Origin of the sequence: Pseudomonas sp. GD04015 (assembly GCF_029837675.1) — a bacterium.
Classification (GTDB): Bacteria; Pseudomonadota; Gammaproteobacteria; order Pseudomonadales; family Pseudomonadaceae; genus Aquipseudomonas; species Aquipseudomonas paralcaligenes.
In genome coordinates, this window is record NZ_JAOEEE010000033.1 from 1 (window position 1) to 17,569 (window position 17,569).

Below are 17,569 nucleotides of genomic sequence, written 5' to 3' on the forward strand. Positions count from 1 at the left end.
CCGGGCTCCAAACAGGCCACGATAGAACTCGCACCGTAAGATTAGGGGGAGGGATTATCCCCCCTTCGATTAGACGTACGGTGATAGTCCGCTGCCCCAAACGCTAGCGGAGAACTGCTAGCAGCCAGTCGCAGGCTGGTGGACAAGTAAACGTTGTCCACTCTACGTCTGACGCGCGATCTAGCTCAGCGTCTGGCCAACTGCGTCGGGCCGTCGTCGAAGCGTGACACCGCGACGAGCAGCGCCTGGATCGAGGCAATGACGATGTTCGCGTGGCTGCCGGCACCGAAGCGCGAGCCAGCCACGCCCGGCCAGGCCACCTCGACCAGCGCCAGGGCCTGGGCTCCAGCGCCACCACCCAAACTGCGCTCCTCGTAGCTGTCGACTCGGATGGGCAGGCCTAAGGCGGCCACCGCCGCGTCGATCGGGCCGTTGCCCACGCCCTGCAGATTCTGTTTGCGGCCGTTGGGCAGCGCGATCTCCAGCACCACACCCTGGTCGGCACCGTCCTCGAACAGCTGGTGGCCGATATAGACCAGATTGCCACCGGGGCGTGCCGGCGCCAGATAGGTGCGCTGGAACAGTTCCCAGAGCTCGGTACTGGTCAACTCTGTCTCGCTGCTATCCGCCATTTTCTGCACGATGGCGCTGAACTCCACCTGCATCCGCCGCGGCATCAACACGTCGTGGTCACGCTGCAGCAGGTAGGCGATGCCGCCTTTGCCCGACTGGCTGTTGACCCGCACGATGCTGTCATAGGTGCGTCCCAGGTCCTTGGGATCGATCGGCAGGTAGGGCACCTCCCAGAAACCCTCCGGGTCCTGTGCGGCGAAACCCTTGGCGATGGCGTCTTGGTGCGAGCCAGAGAAGGCGGTGAACACCAAGTCGCCGACATAGGGATGGCGCGGGTGGATCGGCAACCCGGTGCAAGCCTCGGCGACCCGTGCCACGCCGGCGATGTCGGAGAAGTCCAGGCACGGATCGACGCCCTGGGTGTAGAGGTTCAACGCCAGGGTCACCAGGTCGAGGTTGCCGCTGCGCTCACCATTGCCGAACAGGCAGCCTTCCACGCGCTGGGCGCCGGCCAGCAGCGCCTGCTCGGCGCAGGCCACGCCGGTGCCGCGATCGTTGTGCGGGTGAACCGAAAGCACCACGTGCTCACGGCGCTCCAGGCGTTCGTGCATCCACTCGATCTGGTCTGCGAAGACGTTCGGCGTCGCCACTTCCACAGTGGTCGGCAGGTTGACGATGATCGGCCGGCCGGGGCCGGCGTCCCAGGTGCGGATGGCTGCGTTACACATGCGCAGCGACACCTCCAGCTCGGCCATGCAGAAAGTTTCCGGGGAGTACTGCAGCACCCACTCGGTCTGCGGGTGCGCGGCCACCTTGTCCTTAAGCAACTGCACGTGACGCACCACCAACTGCTCCACTTCGTCCACCGAGAAGCCGAACACCACGCGCCGCCAAACAGGTGCGATGGCGTTGTACAGGTGCACGATCACCCTCCGCGCGCCGGCCACGGCGCGCACGGTCTCGTCGATCAGGTCCTCGCGCAGTTGGGTCATGACCATGGGCGTGACGTCATCGGGAATGCCGCGCTCGTCGATCAGCTGGCGGATGATCTCGAAGTCGGTGCGCGAGGCGGCCGGGAAGCCCATCTCGATCTCCTTAAAGCCCAGCCGCACCAGCTCGTCGAACAGGCGCAGCTTGCGCTCTCGGTTCATCGGCTCGAAGAGCGCCTGGTTGCCGTCGCGCAGGTCGGTGGACAGCCACACCGGCGCCTGAGCGATGCGGCGCGAAGGCCAGCGGCGATCAGGCAGGTCGATGCAGGGAAAGGGACGGTACTTGGTTTGCGGATTACGGAGCATGGGTCGGACCTCGAGCGGGAAAACGGACGATGCCGATCTCCCCTGCCCGCCATGGCGGGCTGTTCAAGGCCGGGATCTGGGGGAGATCGCAAGTCGCCGCCGCACGCGCGGCGACAGACCCCGGCCGGGGCTCAGGGCGAGTAGCGTTAGCGAGGGAAGTGGAGCGTTCATGGCGGGGTTCCGGTGAGACATGTGCCCAGCATAGGCAGCCGCGCACCTGGATATTCACGGCAAATGGTCCGTCGTTATCGCCAAATGGTCATTCCTGCGACTAAGCTGGCCAGCCACACACTCTGGACCCGCCCATGGTCGACCACAACCACCTGCCCTACGAATCCCTGACCATGCCGGTCACCGGCGTCGCAGTCGACTACCCCAGCGGCCATCAAGTGCCCGCCCACAGCCATCCGCGCGCGCAGTTGATCTATGCCATCTCCGGGGTGCTGGTGGTGGAGACCCCGGCGGGCCGGTGGGTCATACCGCCGACCCGTGGCGTTTGGCTGCAGGCCGGCGTCGAGCACTCCCTGCGCATACGCGGCACGGCGTGCATGCGCAGCTTGTTCGTCAACCCCGACGCCATCGACGGCCTGCCCACGGGCAACTGTGTGATCGACGTGTCGCCACTGCTGCGCGAACTCATCCAGGCCGCTACCCAGGTGCCGGCACAGTACAGCGCGGACAGCCGGAACGGCCGCCTGATGCGTTTCCTCCTCGACGAACTGCGCAGCAGCCTGCCGGTGCTGCCCTTTCACCTGCCCTGGCCGGACGACGAACGCATAGCTCGGGTCTGCCGCGCCCTGGCGCAGAACCCGGCGCAGCAAGGCGGCGCCGAGCACTGGGCGGAACAATTAGCTATGAGCCCGAAGACCTTCCACCGGCGCTTCCTTCGCAGCACCGGCATCACCTTCGGCCGCTGGCGGCAACAGGCGCGCCTGCTGCTCTCGCTGGAAGCCCTGGCCGAAGGCCTGCCGGTGCTGCAAGTGGCCCTGCAGCATGGCTACGACAGCCAGAGCGCCTTCGCTGCGGCTTTCCGCCGGCAGTTCGGCGTTCCGCCTTCGAGCTTCTACAGCTGAATGAACGCCTGAACGCAGCGCAGAGACTCTGGATATTGTTGGGTGTCGCCCTGAATCGCCCGTGATTTTGTAAATACTCGATGACCACTTCTGGCCGGCAGTTGCCACTCACATACGACTGCATTGGCTGGAGCGGTCGCTGGAGAGAGGCGCTTATCGGTCAACGACATGAACGGAAGTGGCCGTGGAGCAACCTCGCTTCTGAGCTAGCGTTCTAGCTTCCGCTCTGCCAAATAAGCCAGCACGGCATCGTGCTCTCCGGCGAATTCGATGCGCGCAGATTTACTCTCACGCTGGTAGACATACATTGGGTCGTAGTACTCACGCAGCAGCCCCTCGATCCAGCCACGGTGCGTGTCCACGTCACCACAACTTCGCTGCTCGTCCAGCGCCTGCTGTAGGATGGCCTGCAGGCGTTGGTAGCGCTCGCCGCCCAGGCGCTTCTGGATATTGCTCATGCTCTGCAGCATGCGCTGGGCGAACAGGGCGAAACCGCCCTCCTCGCCATGCTCGCGGGCGAACTCGGCGGCCAGGTCGATCACGTAGTCCTTGAGAATGCGCTCAACGCGGCCCTCGAAACTGTCCTCCAGCCACACCATCGGGCACTCCTGCATGCCCTGATGCAGCGCCAGCGGCAGAGAGCAGGTGCCGATCAGGCGGCTCTCGTCCTCCAGTACGAACTGCTGCTGTCCGCGCGCGCGGCGCTTGAGCAGGTCGATAGCCAGGCGGTTCTCGAAGTCGATCTGCGACGGCTGGCCGGTGGCGCGTTTGCCGAAGCTGGAGCCGCGGTGGTTGGCGTGGCCCTCCAGGTCGACACTGTTGTCCAGGGCGGCCACCACTTCGGTCTTGCCGGTACCGGTCATGCCGCCGACCACCACGAAGTCGCACTCGGCCACAGCGCTGTCCAGCGTCTCGATCAGGAAGGTGCGCATGGCCTTATAGCCGCCGATCACCCGTGGGTAGTCGACCCCGGCTTCCTTCAGCCACTGCTGCACGATCTGCGAGCGCAGGCCGCCACGGAAGCAGTACAGGTAGCCGTTCGGATTAGCCCTGGCGAAGGCGGCCCAGGCCTCGATGCGCTCGGCCTTGGTCTTGCCGGAAACCAGCTGGTGGCCCAGCTCGATGGCCGCCTGCTGGCCGTGCTGCTTGTAGCAGGTGCCGACCTTCTGCCGCTCGATGTCGGTCATCAGCGGTAGGCTGACGGCGTTGGGAAAGGCGCCCTTGGCGAATTCGACCGGGGCGCGCATGTCCATCATCGGCACATCGTGGAGAAAGAGTTCGCGGTAGTCGGTGGTGTTGCCGCGCATCACAGCACCTCTACCGCGTGGCTCTGTCGCTCGACCAGTTGGCCGATGGGTGCCAGGTCCAGGCCCAGTTCAGAGGCGACGGAGAGGAACTCGACCTCGCCCTCCGACGCCACGGCCACCAGCAGGCCGCCGCTGGTCTGCGGGTCGCACAGCAGGTCGCGCTGCGCCTCGGAGATCGGCGCGATCTTGTCGCCGTAGCTGTCGAAGTTGCGCAGGGTGCCGCCGGGCACGCAGCCTTCGGTCAGGTAGTAATCGACGCCCGGCAGGCGCGGCACGGCGGCATAGTCCAGCTGGGCGGTCAGGCCGGAACCCTCGGCCATCTCCACCAGGTGGCCGAGCAGGCCGAAGCCGGTGACATCGGTCATGGCGTGTACACCGGCCAGCTTGCCGAAACGCGCGCCCGGCTTGTTCAGGGTGCACATCCAGTCGCGCGCCAGGCCAACGTCCTCGGCGCGCAGCCTGGCCTTCTTCTCGGCGGTGGTGAGGATGCCGATGCCCAGCGGCTTGGTCAGGTACAGCTTGCAGCCAGCGGTGGCGGTGTCGTTGCGCTTCATGTGCTTTTTCTCGACCACGCCAGTCACGGCCAGACCGAAGATCGGCTCCGGCGTATCGATCGAGTGGCCGCCCGCCAGCGGGATGCCGGCAGCGTCGCACACGGCGCGGCCACCACGGATCACTTCGCGGGCCACCTCCGGCGGCAGCAGGTTCACCGGCCAGCCGAGGATGGCGATGGCCATCAGTGGATCGCCACCCATAGCGTAGATGTCGCTGATCGCGTTGGTCGCGGCGATGCGGCCGAAGTCGAACGGGTCGTCGACGATTGGCATGAAGAAGTCGGTGGTCGAGACCACCCCGCGCTCGTCGTCCAGGGCGTACACCGCCGCATCGTCGCGCGAGGCGTTGCCGACCCACAGCCGCGGATCGAGGTTCTGCGCGCCGCTGCCAGCGAGGATCACCTCCAGCACCTTGGGGGAAATCTTGCAGCCGCAGCCGGCGCCATGGCTGTACTGGGTCAAACGGATCGGCTCGGTCATCGGCAAGGCTCTCGGCAAATCGGAAAACAGGTCGCGGATTCTAGCAAAGCTGCTCTTTGCCCCGGCCGTCCCTATAATCGCCGGCTTTCTACTACCCTGACGGAGCCCGGACACAGCCTCGGCTGGCCGGCCCCTTCGAACCTTTTCCGCCATTGAACCGGAGAATCTTCATGCTCAAGCACGTCCTGGCCCTGACCGCCGGCCTGACCCTGTCCCTCTCCGCCCTGACCAGCCAGGCCGCCGACGTACTGAAGGTCAGCGCCATTCCCGACGAGGCCCCCACCGAGCTGCTGCGCAAGTTCAAGCCGCTGGGCGCCTACCTGGAGCAACAGCTGGGCATGAAGGTCAAGTTCGTCCCGGTCGCCGATTACCCGGCGGTGGTCGAGGCGCTGGCCACCGACCGTCTGGACATGGCCTGGCTGGGCGGCTTCACCTTCGTCCAGGTCCGCCTGAAGACCGGCAACGCCATCCCGCTGGTACAGCGCGAGCAGGATGCCCAGTTCACCAGCAAGTTCATCACCGCCAACCCGGACGTGAAGTCGCTGGCCGACCTCAAGGGCAGGACCTTCGCCTTCGGTTCCATCTCCTCCACCTCCGGTAGCCTGATGCCGCGTTACTTCATGCTGCAGGACGGCATCAAGCCGGAAACCTACTTCAGCCGCATCGGCTACTCCGGCGCGCATGACGCCACCGCCGCCTGGGTACAGGCCGGCAAGGTCGATGGCGGCGTGCTCAACGCCAGTGTGTGGGACAAGCTGGTCGCCGCCGGCAAGGTCGATACCGACAAGGTCAAGGTCTTCGCCACCACACCGGCCTACTACGACTACAACTGGACCGTGCGCGGTACCCTCGACCCGGCCCTGGCCGAGAAAATCAAGCAGGCATTCCTCGCCCTCGACCCGGCCAACCCCGAGCACAAGGCGATCCTCGACCTGCAGGCCGCCTCGCGCTTCATCGATACCAAGCCGGAAAACTACAAGGGTATCGAGGACGCCGCCCGCGCCGCCGACCTGCTGAAATGAGCCTGCGCCTATCCGGCGCTGAGCTGCAGCACGGTAATGGCGTCCACGCCCTGCGCGGCGTGGACCTGGCCATCGCGGCCGGCGAACGGGTCGCCGTCATCGGCCCGTCCGGCGCCGGCAAGTCCAGCCTGCTCAATCTGCTCGCCGCTGCCCTGCGCCCCTCTGCCGGCATGGTCGAACTGCTCGACGCACAACCCTGGCAACTCGCCGCGGGCGCACGCCAGCGCCTGCGTAGGCGCATCGGCCTGATCCACCAGGCACCGCCCCTGCCGCCGCGGCAGCGGGTGGTCACCGCCGTGCTGGCCGGCAAACTCGGTCAGTGGGGGCTGGGCAAGAGCTTGCTCAATCTGCTGCACCCCATCGATATCCCCGGTGCCAGGGAAGTGCTCACCCGCCTGGATCTTGCCGACAAACTGTTCGCCCAGTGCCAGCAGCTCTCCGGCGGCCAGTTGCAGCGCGTCGGCATCGCCCGTGCGCTGTACCAGGACCCTGAACTGCTGCTGGCCGACGAGCCGGTATCGGCGATGGACCCAGTGCTGGCCGACCACACCCTCAGTGTGCTCTGCCGCCACGCCGAGGCGCGCGGCGTGACCCTGGTCGCCAGCCTGCACGCGGTGGACCTGGCCCTCGCCCATTTCCCGCGCATCGTCGGCGTGCGCGAAGGGCGCATCGCCTTCGACCGCCCGGCCAGCGAGGTCACCCAGGACCTGCTCGACGCCCTCTACGTCAACGAGCAGCTGGTGTCACCACAGGCACCGTCGGCGACCCTGGTCCTGCAGATCCCGCGATGCTGAACGCACTTACTGTAGGAGCGGCCTTGGCCACGAATCTCGCGGCCAAGGCCGCTCCCACAAAGCAGTCCCACCCCAGGGCAGCTTTATGCTGAGCCGCGACACTCGCGACCCCGCCGCCCTGCCCCGGCTGCTGCTCACCGTGCTGGCAGTGGCCCTGTTGTGGCCGGGCATCCGCCTCGCCGAGTTGGACCCGGGCGTGCTGCTGCGGGCCGACAGCCAGAGCGAGATGGGCCGCTTCGTCACCGCCTTCTGGCCCCCGGCGCACACGCCCGACTTCTTCCATCTATTGCTGGAGGCCACCCTGCAGACCCTGGCCATCGCTACCGCCGGCATGGCCCTGGCGCTGTTGGTAGCGATCCCCGCCGGCCTAGCCGCCAGTCGCGCCCTGTCTCTGTCGGCGGCGTCCCGCGGCGGCCGCCCGAGCGTCCTCGGCCAGGCCCTGCGCTGGCCGGTGCGCGGCCTGCTGATCTTCCTGCGCAGCGTGCCGGAGATCGTCTGGGCGCTGCTGTTCGTCCGCGCCGTCGGCCTCGGCCCAACCGCCGGGGTGCTGGCCATCGCCATCACCTACGCCGGCATGCTCGGCAAGGTCTACGCGGAAATCCTCGAATCGGTGGACCAGCGCCCGATGCACGCCCTGCTGCAGGGTGGCAGCAGCCGGCTCGCCGCCTTCGTCTACGGCCTGTTGCCCAACGCCGCCGCCGAGCTGACCTCCTACACCGTGTACCGCTGGGAATGCGCGATCCGCGCCTCGGTGGTGATGGGTTTCGTCGGCGCCGGCGGCCTGGGCCAGCAGCTCGACCTGTCGCTGCGCATGTTCGCCGGCGGCGAGGTGGCCAGCATGCTGCTGACCTTCCTCCTGCTGGTTCTGCTGGCCGATGCGCTCAGCCGCGTGCTGCGCGGGAGGCTGGCATGAGGCGCCTGGCCGACATCGCTCTGCTGCTGGCAATCCTCTCCGCCGCGGTCTCCTCCTTCGCCTACCTGGACATGGACCTGGCCGCTCTGGGCCAGGCCGACAACCTGCGGCAGATGGGCGCCTACGCTGCGCGTTTCCTGCAGCCGGACCTGAGCGGCGGCCACCTGCTGGCCATCGGCCGCGGTGCCCTGGAAACCCTGGCCATGTCCGCCCTCGGCACCCTGCTCGCCGCCGCACTCGGCCTGTTCCTGGCCCTGCCGGCCGCAGGGCGCTTCGGCGGTGTCGCCCAGGCCCTGGTGCGCCTGCTCCTCAACGGCCTGCGGGCGATTCCCGAGCTGGTGTGGGCGGCGCTGATGGTGCTGGCCGCCGGGCTCGGCCCTAACGCCGGCACCCTGGCCCTGGCGCTGCATACGGCGGGCGTGCTCGGCCGGCTGTTCGCCGAGGCGCTGGAAAACACTCCGGCGGCGCCGGCCGAGGCCATCCGCCTGCAGGGCGGTGGCCAAGTCGCGGCATTCTGCTACGGAACCCTGCCCAACCTCTGGCCGCAGCTGCTGGCGTACACGCTGTACCGCTGGGAGAACAACATCCGCATGGCCAGCGTGCTCGGCTTCGTCGGCGCCGGCGGCCTGGGGCAGATGCTCTACGTCAGCCTCAGCCTGTTCCAGGAGGCGCAGGCCAGCACGGTGATCCTGGCGATGCTGGCGCTGGTATTCGGTGTAGATGCACTGAGCGGCTGGACGCGCCAGCGGTGGGTTCGCGTCTAGCAAAGCCGCCACAGATGAACACCAGCGGCTGGCAAAAAGCCGGCCTTTGGGACAGCGACTTCTCATAGCCCCCAAATCGTTCATCTTTTGGCATTGCTATGCAAAAAACCAAGGCAGCTCCGACTTATGAACGAATCAGACTTCAATGTTGACCGCGCCCTTTAGAAGCAAAAATCACGGAGGGGCTTTTTCAACAGAATCGGCCAATAGCGCTCATCAAGCGTCTAGGAAAACCACGGCGATTCAGAGACTAAGCGAGCCTCACCTGAACGTGTCAACAAGCCTAAGCTATGAGCGCAGTATTACCTTCAGTTCTATCTTCCACCGCTTCGTTAGATGCTCCGAGCAAAAGTGAATGTAAGCATCAATTGCGGTGTAACTACTAAGTAAGCAGTAGCTCTCTTCAAAAATCTGAATTCTGGCCCCTTGCCACCATAGAAGTGGACACTATTCCTTAGCCCAATGGCGAGGGAGCACACGCGATGATGGACTGGATGGTCATCTATAAAACAGCCGAAGGCGTCGAAAGCAGAGTTGAATTGCGAGCAGCCACTGTTCCAAACCTCAGAGCCGTGGCTTGGCATGTGATCATGAACGCATACCACCAAAAACCGCCTCGCCCGCTAGGGAATCTCTCAGCGGAACAGTGGCTGGAAGCGTGTGAGATAGAACTTGTTGACCTCGTGCTGCTTAGGCAGAAGAGCAGGAGCAGCTTCAGCTGAAAGCCAAGCGGCGCATTCTTCTCTCCTACTTCCAACCGCTCTACGAACACCTCAAACGCCACGACGGAGCGCAAGGCTCCGGCTGTCTGCTCGGATACCCATCGTGGCGTTACGAGTGCCTACCGCGGCCACAATCAGAGATCGCTCGAAAAAAAGCAGTGACCATTTTCATGGTGACCGCTCAAGCTATTGCCTTCAACTTCGAGAGGCAATTGGAGGTCACTGTTCAGGACTGGAGCCGGAACTCACCTGGCACCGTAGATAGTCCAATGAAGGAGCCTCAGCATGACAAATGATTACGAGATACGTGAGCGTGCCTATGCGCTGTGGGAGAAGAACGGCCGCCCTGAGGGCTTTGCTGATGAGTTCTGGCAACAGGCCCGGGAGCAACTGCAAGCTGAACGACATCAAAAAGATGATCCCGAGTCTTTCAGCGGAGGAATGGAGTCCAGTGTCACGCCACCGAAGCCCAAAAGCCCCCGACGCAGCCGTAAATGATCTATCGGCGAGAGCCGCCTAGTAATCAGCTCTCGCCCGCTTGCGCGCCAAGCTTTCCACTGCGCGAGTAACGGTCCTGCAATCGGTCGCATCGAGAGTGCTGTCGCTACCTAGCACTCGAACTATGACGAGCGCCCAGTAGTCACTCTTTAAGCTTGGCTTGCACGCGCAGCAGGCCTTCATCACACGCACTAGCGGCACCATGAACCGAGAGGATTATCCATGAGCGAACAAAATGTCACTGGCTGGGAACGAGCGTTATCGCTGGCCGTCGGAATCGCAGGGGTTGGAAATGGCTTCAAGCGCGGCGGAGTCAGCGGATTTCTAGAAATAGCGGCCTCGCTACTCGCGGTGAAGCGCGGCCTAACCGGGCACTGCGCCATGAAGAGCTCGTTGGCGCGAGTCTCAAGCCACCCAACCCCGACTACCTCTGGTCCGCAAGGCAACATGGACAACGAGCTGGGTGTACCGGGCGGCGCATATAACGTAAGGCCTGCCCAGCTTAATGCACCATCCGAATCACCGTTAGGATGATATCGCGGAAAGCGGGGTGTCTGGCTTCCGGCCCTGGGAAATCTAGCAGTAGCAGTTTTGGCTTTCCCGAGAAGATAGGCAGTAGCTCCGATGAAAACTGCGCAGGGGATAGGTTAAGAAGCGCCACATGTCGGCTAGGGATTTCCTACTGCGCATTTTGGTGAGTGGCATGTGCCCAAATAGGCAATTGAGGCTGGCGTCAGAGCCTTCCGAAATGGCCTCGACTCGATTCTTAAGAAAGGAGGCCTATGTTGGGCCTCCCTCCATACAGTCCACTTAGCTACGCCCCCGCCGGTGGCTGTTTTGACCTCCTTTGCGGCCTGCTTCAGAGGCCTTTGCACGGTCATTGGCAGAATTGCCCCCGCTGCTCTGACCACCTTTCTTGCCAACTTCGGAAGCCTTTTGCCGATCATTCGCGAAATTGCCAGGGTTGTTGCTCATCTTGGAATCTCCTATCGAACAGGCACGATTGCCTGTCTCAATCACGCCTCGCTAGGAAAACCTCGATGAATGGTCGCTTGTGTCTCCGTAAAGCGGCTTCCGAAAGGTCTTAGATCAAACAGCACTTGCTTGATCTGCCATCGGCCATAGTTGGCGGCTCTTAGGTGGGCTGCAGCATTCGAGGCATGTAGCGCGCCGCCGTTCGGATCGATTTCGCCTGAACCACGGGCCGGGGATGCGGCCACAACAGAAACACCCCCGTGGAGGAACCTCGACATGCTCGGCGAATTCACTCTTCTGTTCATCGCCCTCGGCGTCATCATCATCCTGCTCGACCTGTGGGCCATCGTCAGCGTGTACCGCAGCGACAAGGGCGTGGAGAGCAAGGCCCTGTGGTCGCTGGGCATCGCGCTGTTCCCGCTGCTCGGCCTGGTCCTGTGGGGCATCTTCGGCCCGCGTGGCATGGCCCATCCGCCGTCCTCGCCGGAGCACAGCAAGTGAGCCGCGGCCGTCATGGCCGCAGCACCACCTTGCGGCAGTCGTTCTGCTGCTTGTCGAACATCTTATAGCCTTCCGCCGCCTGCTCCAGCGGCAGGCGGTGGCTGATGATCACGTCCGGCTTCAGCTCGCCGCGCTCGACATGCTCCAGCAGCGTCGGCAGCAGCGGCTGCACGTGGGTCTGGCCCATCTTGAAGGTGAGGCCCTTGTCGAACGCGTCACCGAACAGGAAGCCGTGGATGAAGCCGGCATAGACCCCCGGCACGCTCACCGTGCCGCCGCGGCGCACGGCGGCGATGCATTGGCGCAGGGCCTTGCCGCTGCTGGCCTCCAGCTTGAGAGTGGTGAGGATGGTCTCGGTGGTGCTGCCCTTGGCCTCGAAGCCCACCGCGTCGATGGCCGCGTCCACGCCGCGGTGGCCGGCGGTCCGCTCGATGATGGCTTCGGCCGGGTCGTCCACCTGGTCGAAGTCGATCGGGATGACGCCGTAGGTCTGGCGGGCGAACTCCAGGCGGTAGGGCGATTCGTCGACCATGAAGATCTGCTCGGCGCCGAGCAGCCGCGCGCAGGCGGCGGCCATTAGCCCGACCGGGCCGGCGCCGTAGATGGCCACGCTGCTGCCCGGGCGGATGCCGGCGTTGACCGCCGCCTGGTACCCGGTGGGCAGGATGTCGCTGAGAAACAGCACCTGCTCGTCCTGCAGGGTGCCCGGCACCTTCATCGGCCCGACGTTGGCCTTGGGCACGCGCACGTATTCCGCCTGGCCGCCGGGCAGGCCGCCGTACAGGTGGCTGTAGCCGAACAGCGCGGCGCCGGAGGGAATCTGTTTCTTGTTGAGGATGGCGCCGCGGCCGGGGTTGGTGGTCTCACAGGCGGCGTGCAGGTCCATGGCGCAGAAGAAGCAGGTACCGCAGGCGATGACGAAGGGCACCACCACCCGGTCGCCCTTGCTCACCCGGGTCACCGCCGGGCCGGCGTCGACCACTTCGCCCATGAACTCGTGGCCGAAGATGTCGCCGTCCTTCACCTGCGGGATCTTGCCCCGGTACAGGTGCAGGTCGGAGCCGCAGATGGCGGTGGCGGTCACCCGCAGGATGATGTCGTCGTCGGCCAGCATGACCGGGTCGGCGACGGTCTCGACGCGCACGTCGTGACTGCCGTGGTAGGTGAGTGCTCGCATGGGGGTGGTCCTCGTCAGTGGGCAAGTCCTTTATCGAGGAAGGGGGCGACGCGGGAGTTCACAGAGCTGGACGGGCGGCGCACAAGCCATTTCGCCTGAGCTTTACCGGGCGGTTTCGCTTCAGCGCATCGGCGACGAAGCGCTGAAGTCGTGGCGTCTGTAGCTCACGCTCCTACCGGTCAGAATTTGATTAGAGCCTTCTTCTCCCGACCAAGGTCGGCTGATTGAACAGGTGCTGCGGCCACCGGGCCAATGGAGGCAAATATGACCATTCGATGCTTAATCACTGGTTGTACCTGGTCCGCGGGCGAGATCGCCCTCATGGGCAAAGAAACCGTCCTGTGCCAATGCTGCGGCCGCTGTGGCAGCTTCCGATACCTGCCGGAGCACTGATTTGCGTCAGATACCTTGGAGAAGCACCAGGCGTGACTCGACCTGCAGCAGTCCGTTGCGCCTCTCCTTCATACGTCAAGGCCAAGCAATAGAAGTGACAGAAACCCGGCCTTAGCCGGGCTTTCAAGTGGGGTTACCTAGTCGGGAGCGTTCAGCGGATCACCTTCGTCGGGATTGCTGGGCTGCTCGGTGCCTGGATCATTCGGATCTCGCCAGTCCTCTGGGCGCTCCTCTTCCTGTTGGCCACTACTATCGTCAGGGGTAATCCCTGGCTCTACTGGCGGAATCGGGTCGTTTGGATCATTGGGGCCCTGCGGGTTCGCTTGCTGTGTCGTATTCATGATTCACCTCGATCGGAGCCGAGAGATGGCTCCCATGAGATTGGAGAAAGCGTGCAAGCCGGCTGTTCAATGAATCGCTGAGCTGTCGGACGGATGCCTTTTACACCTACTACGTTGCCGTTCTGCTTCATTATTTTATCTGCGAGCAAAGACCTGAACTCCCCGTCGAAGCGACCTGTCGACCCTTCAGGGACACCCGTCCTTGAACATGCATCCATTCGGAGACAAGTCATGGCTCGCAAGACCATTGAAGACCTTTTCATCCACGAGCTTTCCGATATCTACAGCGCGGAAAAGCAGATCACTCGCGCGCTTCCCAAAATGGCCAAGGCCTCAACCAATCCGCTGCTCAGTCAGGCATTTCAGGCTCACCTTGAAGAAACCCAAGGACAGATTGAACGGATCGACAAAGTTGTTGAGATCACCGGTTTCAAGCTCAAGCGCATGAAATGCGTCGCCATGGAAGGGCTGATCGAAGAAGGCAAGGAACTCATTGATGAGATCGACAAGGGCCCAGTTCTAGACGCAGGTCTGATCGGGGCCGCTCAGAAGGTAGAGCACTACGAGATTTCTGGGTACGGCACGTTGATCGCGATGGCCAAGCATCTGGGTCTGAAAAATGCGGCAGTGCAGTTGCTGAAGGAAACGTTGGCAGAGGAAAAGTCTACCGACGAGAAGTTGACCCAGATTGCCGAGCAAGGCGGTAACCAAGCCGCGACGCTCGACAAGTGAAGTTCGCTGGAAATCTCACCTTCCGGTAACTGAGCATGCTCCAGCAGGGCTTGCCGGAGCATGGGGAGAGTAACCAATGAGCTTGCTTGGGTTCGACGCGGACGAAATGCGAAACAGAACTCACCCTGTGCGGGAGCACATAGGCGTCCAGAGGGTGCAGTGGAAATTGGAGCGGGCCGGTGGCTGGATTCTGCTCGGCATCATGGTGATGACGCTGCTGGGCGTGTTTTCACGTGGGCCGTTGAGCTCGACCACGGCAGTAAGCCCGAATGGAAACCTAACGGTTGAGTACGAACGGTTTCTTCGCAATGGAGCGACCTTCACCATGGTGATCAGCGTTCGAGGCAACCCAGGGGAGATGCAGCACATTGATCTGTCTGGGGAGATGCTTGAAGGCACCACCATCGAAAGTATTCAGCCATCCCCTGATCAAGTCAGCACCCATAGGCGAACCGGACTTAGCTTGGATATTCGGCCTGATGCAGAGGGATATGCGCTTGTTCATCTCTCGCTCCGGGCAGATGGGGTTGGGCCTTACCGATCTCAGGTGAGCAACGGCTCATCCAAGGTCGATCTTGCTCAGTTCATTTATCCCTAGGAGAAAGCCTCATGGACGCTGTGCTAAGGGCCGCCGCCATCTACTTCGCTCTGCTGATACTGTTCAAGTTGGCAGGGAGGCGCTCGCTATCTGAGCTGACCATTTTTGATTTTGTTCTGTTGTTGATCATCGGCGAAGCGACTCAACAAGCTCTTCTTGGCGATGATTTCTCGATCACGAATGCCATACTCGTTATCGCCACGTTGCTGGCCATCGATATCTTCCTGAACAACCTCAAATGGCGATCAGAGAGATTCGACACCTGGCTCGAAGGCTCGCCTGTAATCGTCGTCGAACATGGGCGCCCATTAGAGAACCGCCTCAAGGCTGCCCGGATAAAAACGGAGGACATTCTGGAAGCGGCGCGGGAGAAGCAGGGCATTGATCGGATCGATCAGATCAAGTTCGCCATCATCGAAAAGAATGGGGCGATTTCCGTTGTCCCGGAAGAATGACAAACTATCCCGCACCGGAGCGCTGTCTTAGGGCAACTACGTCTAAGGCGCTTCCTGGGCAAGCCACTCTTCCACTTCACCCAATAGCGGCCAGTGGTCTCTGGCCCATTTGTACTTGGGAGGTGGGGTGGTGGTAATGACATAGGCGCGTCGATTTTGGCCCTCGCCAACTACCAAGCATTCAATGGCCATACCTAGGGGCACTTCAATCCATTGTGAAAGTCGCCGCCCTCTTAAGCCCGCGCTGCTTTGGTTCTGCATGAAGCGCTCCACAATAGCCTGAGCGCGGATTGGCTGGAGGACCTCCCACGTGCCCAAGTCGATAGTAGAAAGCCTCGCCCATCCTCCTTGCGGACTACTCCCAGCCTCCCCCTTACGCCGCCCCCAGATAATCCATTCTAGGGCTCCAGCACCTGGCAACTTTACAGGCAACGCAGCCATCGCCGTTTGATAATAGATTTTCGAAGTTCGATCTCCAATTCGAACCTCCACACCGCTACACATACTGCCACCTCCTCTACGCAATTCCGGCATATGGGTCAGTAACCGCCCCTACGCTATGACCGTGAGAACCTGGTAGCGGATCAGGGTATTTACGTCTTCACGCGCGCAGGGAGAGCCTCATAATGCCCATGGTCCTGGCAGAAACTGACAGAGGCGACTAGACCAGCGTAGCTACGCTCACTCAGCCACCGTCGGCGGCTGACAAACTCATCACGAAAATAACCTAGATGAGTGATGGGGCTGCCGAATGAAGTCAGCCCCCTCGACATGGCATGGAGCTCTCATGTACCAGCGCGTGAGGCAGATCTGTAGAGGGCTCTGTCAATTGCAGCTGTGAGCAGTATGACGAGCAACAGCTAAACAAATGGAAGCGACAGAAGCCCGGCTTCAGCTGGTTTCCAAGTGAGCTCACATTGGCAGCGCGCACCATCAAGTAGCAGGCAATTCTTCGCGACGGCTGATAATGCGAGATACCAAGCCATAGATGACGGCATCCTCCGCCGGCATCCAGAGGTCACGCTCAATATCCTCGCGCACCCGCTCAAGCGGCTGGCCACTTTCGCGTGCAATGACCTGAGTGATGCGTTCGCGGGCTTTGATGATTTCGGCGGCCTGGATGGCTATGTCGCTGGCAGGGCCGCCAGCGCCGCCACTGGGTTGATGGATCAGAAAGCGTGTCTGTGGCAGGCAGAAGCGGCGTTCTCGAGGAGCGCCAAGATAGAGGTGCGTAGCAGCGCTGCCCACCCAGCCGGTGCCAACCATGTTGACCGGCGACGAAACGAAGCGCGCTACGTCATGGATCGCATCCCCCGATTCGAGATGACCGCCGGGAGACGAAATGATCAGGGTAATGGGCGCGCTAGACTCAGCATCCAGTGTAAGCAGCTTGCGCACGGTCTCGGATGCCAGTGTGTCGGTGATGGTGCCGAACACCAGAACCATCCGGGATCGGAATGCTTTTTCTTCCAGAAAAGTGTTGTCCTGAGCAGGTGTCGGCTTGGGCGAGGTGTCAGTTTCTTGTGCAAGCATCTGGATAACTCCATGGTACTAATTCATTCAATAAACGAACGATGAGGTTTTTCCGTGACATCCCCCGCTGATTCCCATCCTTTGGCCGTTGACGAAGTACTGCGCCGCCGTTTGATTGCATTGGCCCGGCAATGGCTAGACCAGAAGGAGCAAGCCGAAGACTTGGTACAGGACACATGGCTACGCACGGCAGACGGCAAACTGCCTGTCACAACCAGCAGCCGCGAGGCGTGGCTGATCACGGTGCTGCGCCATCTGTGCATAGATACCTGGCGTAGGCAGAGTCGCTATCAAGTCGTTCTTGACCAGTTTTCGGAGACCAATGCGACATCCGTTGTCGAGACGCCCGAACAACTGGCTGAACAGGCGCAACGCGTCGAGCAGGCGCTGTGCCGCCTGACCCACGCCTTGCCGGCCGACGACGTTGCGCTGGTGCTGCTCTACGAGGTGTTCGATTTCGGTCACGCTGAACTTGGCGAGTTGTCGGGTCGCAGCGAAGCGGCCTCGCGCCAACACCTGCGTCGCGTACTGCAGCGCCTGCGCCATAACGACCGAGATGATCCAATAGACAACTCTTGCTATCTGCTCGCGCTGTGCCAATTGGCAGTAGCGCAGCGTGATCCGTCTGGACTGGTCGCCGTACTGCGGACCTCCAGACTCCAAGCGATTGCGCTATCCGCACAGGCGCTGCCACTGAATTCTGGTGAAAGCGCAAGGCAGCCGACTACTCGTCTGTTCCAGATTGGTAACCTTCTTACCTTGCTGAGTCAGACTCCTTGCGGGCTTGTAGCCTTACTGCCGCTGGGCGACGCCGTCGCCGAGCCGGCCTGATGAAGTGGATTGGTCGGATGGATATCTCGTTTGCCGAC

The 17,569-nt window shown here is 62.5% G+C and carries 19 protein-coding genes and 1 pseudogene; 13 read left to right on the plus strand and 7 right to left on the minus strand.

Annotated elements, in window-relative coordinates:
* Window positions 1-185 precede the first annotated feature (185 nt).
* Complete coding sequence (locus N7640_RS20910) at window positions 186-1,868, minus strand: 2-isopropylmalate synthase (RefSeq protein WP_279905488.1); 1,683 nt, start codon at window positions 1,866-1,868, stop codon at window positions 186-188.
* A 305-nt stretch (window positions 1,869-2,173) separates the two neighbouring features.
* Between N7640_RS20910 and N7640_RS20915 the strand changes: the two genes are divergently transcribed.
* On the plus strand, window positions 2,174-2,941 hold the full coding sequence (locus N7640_RS20915) for a helix-turn-helix transcriptional regulator (protein ID WP_279905487.1): 768 nt from the start codon (window positions 2,174-2,176) through the stop codon (window positions 2,939-2,941).
* A 206-nt stretch (window positions 2,942-3,147) separates the two neighbouring features.
* Here N7640_RS20915 and mnmH read toward each other — a convergent pair whose 3' ends face one another.
* Both mnmH and selD read right to left on the minus strand, forming a co-directional pair.
* Window positions 3,148-4,248, minus strand: coding sequence for a tRNA 2-selenouridine(34) synthase MnmH (gene mnmH, locus N7640_RS20920; RefSeq protein ID WP_279905486.1), 1,101 nt, complete (start codon window positions 4,246-4,248; stop codon window positions 3,148-3,150).
* Entirely contained in the window at window positions 4,248-5,282 is a 1,035-nt protein-coding gene (gene selD / locus N7640_RS20925) for a selenide, water dikinase SelD (RefSeq protein WP_279905485.1), read from the minus strand. The genes mnmH and selD overlap by 1 nt, the downstream gene beginning before the upstream one ends.
* A 170-nt stretch (window positions 5,283-5,452) precedes the next feature.
* Between selD and N7640_RS20930 the strand changes: the two genes are divergently transcribed.
* From N7640_RS20930 to N7640_RS20955, 6 genes are all read left to right on the plus strand, one after another.
* Window positions 5,453-6,304 (plus strand): putative selenate ABC transporter substrate-binding protein, encoded by an 852-nt coding sequence (locus N7640_RS20930; protein WP_279905484.1) that lies wholly within the window; start codon window positions 5,453-5,455, stop codon window positions 6,302-6,304.
* On the plus strand, window positions 6,301-7,098 hold the full coding sequence (locus N7640_RS20935; protein WP_279905483.1) for an ATP-binding cassette domain-containing protein: 798 nt from the start codon (window positions 6,301-6,303) through the stop codon (window positions 7,096-7,098). Before N7640_RS20930 ends, N7640_RS20935 begins: the two co-directional genes overlap by 4 nt.
* Before the next feature lie 85 nt (window positions 7,099-7,183).
* Window positions 7,184-8,011 (plus strand): ABC transporter permease, encoded by an 828-nt coding sequence (locus tag N7640_RS20940; RefSeq protein ID WP_279905482.1) that lies wholly within the window; start codon window positions 7,184-7,186, stop codon window positions 8,009-8,011.
* Window positions 8,008-8,775, plus strand: a complete 768-nt coding sequence (gene phnE, locus N7640_RS20945) for a phosphonate ABC transporter, permease protein PhnE (RefSeq protein WP_279905481.1) — start codon at window positions 8,008-8,010, stop codon at window positions 8,773-8,775. The genes N7640_RS20940 and phnE overlap by 4 nt, the downstream gene beginning before the upstream one ends.
* A gap of 482 nt (window positions 8,776-9,257) precedes the next feature.
* Entirely contained in the window at window positions 9,258-9,497 is a 240-nt protein-coding gene (locus N7640_RS20950; RefSeq protein ID WP_279905480.1) for a hypothetical protein, read from the plus strand.
* 285 nt (window positions 9,498-9,782) lie between these two features.
* A complete protein-coding gene (locus N7640_RS20955; protein WP_279905479.1) occupies window positions 9,783-9,995 on the plus strand; it encodes a DUF2934 domain-containing protein in 213 nt (70 codons plus the stop codon).
* A gap of 810 nt (window positions 9,996-10,805) precedes the next feature.
* Here the strand turns inward: N7640_RS20955 and N7640_RS20960 are convergent.
* Entirely contained in the window at window positions 10,806-10,970 is a 165-nt protein-coding gene (locus tag N7640_RS20960) for a KGG domain-containing protein (protein ID WP_279905478.1), read from the minus strand.
* A gap of 276 nt (window positions 10,971-11,246) precedes the next feature.
* On the opposite strand from N7640_RS20960, the gene N7640_RS20965 reads away from it, so the two are divergent.
* Entirely contained in the window at window positions 11,247-11,471 is a 225-nt protein-coding gene (locus tag N7640_RS20965; protein WP_279905476.1) for a PLD nuclease N-terminal domain-containing protein, read from the plus strand.
* A gap of 10 nt (window positions 11,472-11,481) precedes the next feature.
* Here the strand turns inward: N7640_RS20965 and N7640_RS20970 are convergent, their stop codons facing one another.
* Window positions 11,482-12,648 (minus strand): glutathione-dependent formaldehyde dehydrogenase, encoded by a 1,167-nt coding sequence (locus N7640_RS20970; RefSeq protein ID WP_279905475.1) that lies wholly within the window; start codon window positions 12,646-12,648, stop codon window positions 11,482-11,484.
* Between the two features lie 264 nt (window positions 12,649-12,912).
* On the opposite strand from N7640_RS20970, the gene N7640_RS20975 reads away from it, so the two are divergent.
* The 4 genes from N7640_RS20975 (at window position 12,913) to N7640_RS20990 (ending at window position 15,167) form a co-directional block, all read left to right on the plus strand.
* Window positions 12,913-13,041 carry a PSPA7_2676 family Cys-rich small protein gene (locus tag N7640_RS20975; RefSeq protein ID WP_279905473.1) on the plus strand — a complete coding sequence of 43 codons (129 nt, stop codon included), beginning with the start codon at window positions 12,913-12,915 and terminating at the stop codon, window positions 13,039-13,041.
* A gap of 572 nt (window positions 13,042-13,613) precedes the next feature.
* A complete protein-coding gene (locus tag N7640_RS20980; protein ID WP_279905472.1) occupies window positions 13,614-14,114 on the plus strand; it encodes a ferritin-like domain-containing protein in 501 nt (166 codons plus the stop codon).
* Window positions 14,115-14,268: 154 nt separating this feature from the next.
* Complete coding sequence (locus tag N7640_RS20985; protein ID WP_279905471.1) at window positions 14,269-14,712, plus strand: hypothetical protein; 444 nt, start codon at window positions 14,269-14,271, stop codon at window positions 14,710-14,712.
* An 11-nt stretch (window positions 14,713-14,723) separates the two neighbouring features.
* Complete coding sequence (locus N7640_RS20990; RefSeq protein WP_220814334.1) at window positions 14,724-15,167, plus strand: YetF domain-containing protein; 444 nt, start codon at window positions 14,724-14,726, stop codon at window positions 15,165-15,167.
* Window positions 15,168-15,823: 656 nt separating this feature from the next.
* Here N7640_RS20990 and N7640_RS20995 read toward each other — a convergent pair.
* Both N7640_RS20995 and N7640_RS21000 read right to left on the minus strand, forming a co-directional pair.
* Window positions 15,824-15,931: pseudogene (locus tag N7640_RS20995) on the minus strand (chromate transporter); the annotation flags it as partial.
* 169 nt (window positions 15,932-16,100) lie between these two features.
* Window positions 16,101-16,700: an ATP-dependent Clp protease proteolytic subunit gene (locus N7640_RS21000; RefSeq protein ID WP_279905470.1), complete on the minus strand. Its 600-nt coding sequence runs from the start codon at window positions 16,698-16,700 to the stop codon at window positions 16,101-16,103.
* Window positions 16,701-16,754: 54 nt separating this feature from the next.
* On the opposite strand from N7640_RS21000, the gene N7640_RS21005 reads away from it, so the two are divergent.
* Window positions 16,755-17,531, plus strand: a complete 777-nt coding sequence (locus tag N7640_RS21005) for a sigma-70 family RNA polymerase sigma factor (protein ID WP_279905469.1) — start codon at window positions 16,755-16,757, stop codon at window positions 17,529-17,531.
* The last annotated feature ends 38 nt before the right edge of the window (window positions 17,532-17,569 follow it).